General features: G+C 59.9%; 1 protein-coding gene. It reads right to left on the bottom strand.

Going from position 1 to position 3,386, the window contains the following annotated elements; translation table 11 throughout:
* Positions 1-2,503 (bottom strand): hypothetical protein (locus RRB22_09800; GenBank protein MDT8384698.1); only part of this gene is annotated, 2,503 nt, incomplete at its 3' end.
* Positions 2,504-3,386: the final 883 nt, after the last annotated feature.

Genomic DNA, 3,386 nt, shown 5'->3' with positions numbered 1-3,386 from the left:
GATCGAAGGTGGCGGGAATGAAGCCGGTGGTGTTGTGGCACACCCCGCAGTCCTGATTGGTGACGACATGATCACGCGTCTTACCGGTGGCGATGGTGCCGTCGTGACACTCGCTACAGTTATCCACGATGCCGGTGTGATCAAACGTGGCCGGGATAAAACCGGTGGTCTGGTGACACTGGTTGCACTCACCGTTGGTGGGTACATGGTTGGCGGTCTTGCCGGTGGCCGAGGTGCCGTTATGACAGCTGCTACAGCCGTCGACGATGCCGCTGTGGTCATAGGTGGCGCCGGCAAAGGCTGTGGTGTTGTGGCACACGGAGCAGTCCTGGGTGCGACCCTGGCCATCGAGGATCGGGATGTGATTGGTCGACAGGCCGGTGGCGCTGGTGCCGTCGTGGCAGGAGGCGCAGTTATCGACGATGCCGTCGTGACTGAACACCGCCGTGGCAAAGGTGCCGGGGACGTGACAGACGTTGCAGTCCTCGGTGGTGGGAAGGTGACCGGCGTCCATGCCGATCGCGTCCGTATTGTTGTGACAGGAATCGCAGCGCTTGCCCACCACGTCCGGACCGTCATGATCGACATAGGCGTTGGCGAAATCAGTGGTGTTGTGGCATGCGCCGCAATCCTGGGCCGTTTGATTATGCAGTTGCGTATCTGTCTTGCCACGGGCCCCCATTGCCACAAAAGCACCATCATGACAGGAGCTGCAGTTTGCCGTGATATCCGTGTGAGCGAAAGTCGTGGCACCGGTGAAGATGTCGGTGGTGTGGCACAGATAGCAGTCCTGCCCGGTCGGCACATGGGGGTCGGCCTTGGCGGGTGCGGAGGGGAAGTTGCCGTTGTGGCAACCTTCGCAGCCGCGGGTGATGCCGTCGTGAGTAAACGTGGAGGTGATAAATCCACCCGTGGTGGTGTCGGCGTGACACACACTGCAATCCTCCACGGTGGGGATGTGGTCGACTGTCTTGCCGGTGCTGATCACGCCGTCATGACAGGACACGCAATTCCCGGTTACTCCCGCGTGGTCATAGCTTGCGCCTACGAAGCTGTCCGTGCTGAGGTGACAGACCGAGCAATCGTCGGTGGTCGGCAGGTGATTCGCATCCTTGCCGGTGCTGATCACGCCGTCATGGCAGCTGGCGCAGTCGTTGACGATGCCGGTGTGATCAAAGATCGCGTCGGCAAAGGCCGTGGTGTTGTGGCACAGGATGCAATCCTGATCGGTGGGCAGGTGGTCGATGAGCTTGCCGACGCTGAGCACGTTATCGTGACAGGCGGCGCAGTCGTTCACCACGCCGGCATGATCAAAGGTGCCGCTGGTGAAGGTGCCCGGGGTATGGCACACCGCGCAATCGTCTCCGTTGGTGGGGATGTGATTGAGAGACAGGCCGACGGCGGTGATGCCGTGACAGGAGTCGCAGCGGTTGCCCACCACATCCGGCCCGGAATGATCAACGAACGCGCCGGTGAAGCTGACGGTGTTATGACACATCGCGCAATCGGTAGTGGTAGCAAGATGTCCCGGTGCCGGTGCCGCGTCTTTACCCGTTGCATTGGTGCCGTTATGGCAGGACTCACAGGCCTGCGTCACCGAGTCGATGACGGCGTGATTGAATGTACCGCCAAGGTCGAAGGTGTCGGTATCGTGGCAGACGCCACAGTCGAGTGTGGTCGCCGGGTGATTCGCTGCGGAGTCCTTACCCGTTGAGGTGATGCCATCGTGACAGTTGGCGCAAGCCTGTGTCACGTCACTGTGGTCGAAGGCGGCGGGTTTAAACTGGACCGTGGTATGGCAGAAAGAGCATTCCTTTTCGGTAGCGATGTGGTCGGCATCCTTGCCCGTGGCCACTGTGCCGTAGTGACAGGTGGTACATAGTCTGCTGATGCCGGAATGATCGAAGCTGCCGTCCGGTTCCAGTTCCAGGAAGGCGCTGGTGGTATGGCAGTCATCGCACTCGGCATCCGTTGGGGTGTGCCAGATCGATTTGCCGGTGGCGATGGTGCCGTCATGGCATTCGCTACAGGTGCCGAACACCTCCTGATGGTCGACAAAGGGCACGATGGCAAAACCGTTACGCAGCGTGGAGTGACAGGCCTGGCACACATTGCCGGTGGCGATGTGATTCGCCGCTTTATCGTCAATGGAACTGGTCTGACTGATGACCTCGTTATGACACTGCACGCAGTTGAGCGACAGGCCGCCGTGGAACGGCCCGCTCACGCGACCGGCCTCGACAATCGCGATGACACGCTGGCTGGAAATATCGCTGGCAGTGACTACCAGTTGCACCCGGTAGGTGCCCTGGACGTCGGGTGTAAAACTCGGGTTGGCGGTGGTGGCGCCCTGTAGCTGTACCGTGCTGCCGGCGGGTCTGGCGGTGAAAGACCAGTCGAAGCTCAGCGGATCGGCGGTGGTGGTGCTGGAGCGGCTGCCGTCCAGGGTGGCCAGCTGGCCCACGCCGATTTCAATAACGGTACGTGCATCGGCTATTACCACGGCGGTGGTATTGACGGGTTCCCTGGGTACGTCGGGTATGACGGGCTCCGGTGTGGGTTCCGGTGCTGGCTCAGGTGTGGGCTCAGGTGTGGGCTCAGGTGTGGGCTCCGGCGTTGGCTCAGGTGTAGGCTCCGGAGTGGGTTCCGGCGTTGGCTCAGGAGTGGGCTCAGGAGTGGGCTCAGGTGTAGGCTCCGGAGTTGGTTCAGGAGTTGGTTCAGGAGTGGGTTCCGGCGTGGGCTCAGGTGTAGGCTCCGGCGTGGGTTCAGGAGTTGGCTCAGGTGTGGGTTCCGGAGTTGGCTCAGGTGTAGGTTCCGGAGTTGGCTCAGGTGTGGGGTCCGGAGTGGGTTCTGGAGCTGGCGCAGGAGTTGGCGCTGGCTCAGGTGCAGGTTCTGGCGTGGGCTCTGGGGTTGGTTCAGGTGTAGGTTCGGGGGCTGGCTCAGGCGTGGGTTCTGGGGCTGGCTCAGGCGTGGGTTCTGGGGCTGGCGTAGATGTTGGGTTAGAGGGAGGTGTGGGCTCTCCATCATCGGCCTCGGTTGAGCAGGCTGTGCTTGCGACAAGCGCAACCAGCAGCATCAGCCTCAGCAGGTGGTTAACTAACTTAACTAAAAGCTGGCCTTTTAACGCTCGGCATTTTCCGTGAGCAAACATTTCATACACCCCCTAACTTGTATAGTCCTAGCCTATGCCTGCTTTTTTTCGATGTCTAGAACTAAATCACAAACAATAAGAACTAAATCACAAATATCAATTTACCACTGGTTTTATAGGGGTTAACCCCATGTGCGGGTCTATATCAGCGGCATTGATATGGCGAGATCGGCATAGCGAAAAGTGGAAACATTGTGAAGGGAGGTGGCACGAAAAAGCTGTACCAGGCACAGTT

The organism is Gammaproteobacteria bacterium, from assembly GCA_032250735.1.
In the GTDB taxonomy this organism is placed as follows: domain Bacteria; phylum Pseudomonadota; class Gammaproteobacteria; order SZUA-152; family SZUA-152; genus SZUA-152.
Note: the sequence above shows the minus strand (reverse complement) of the source record. Positions and strands in the feature narration are given on the sequence as shown.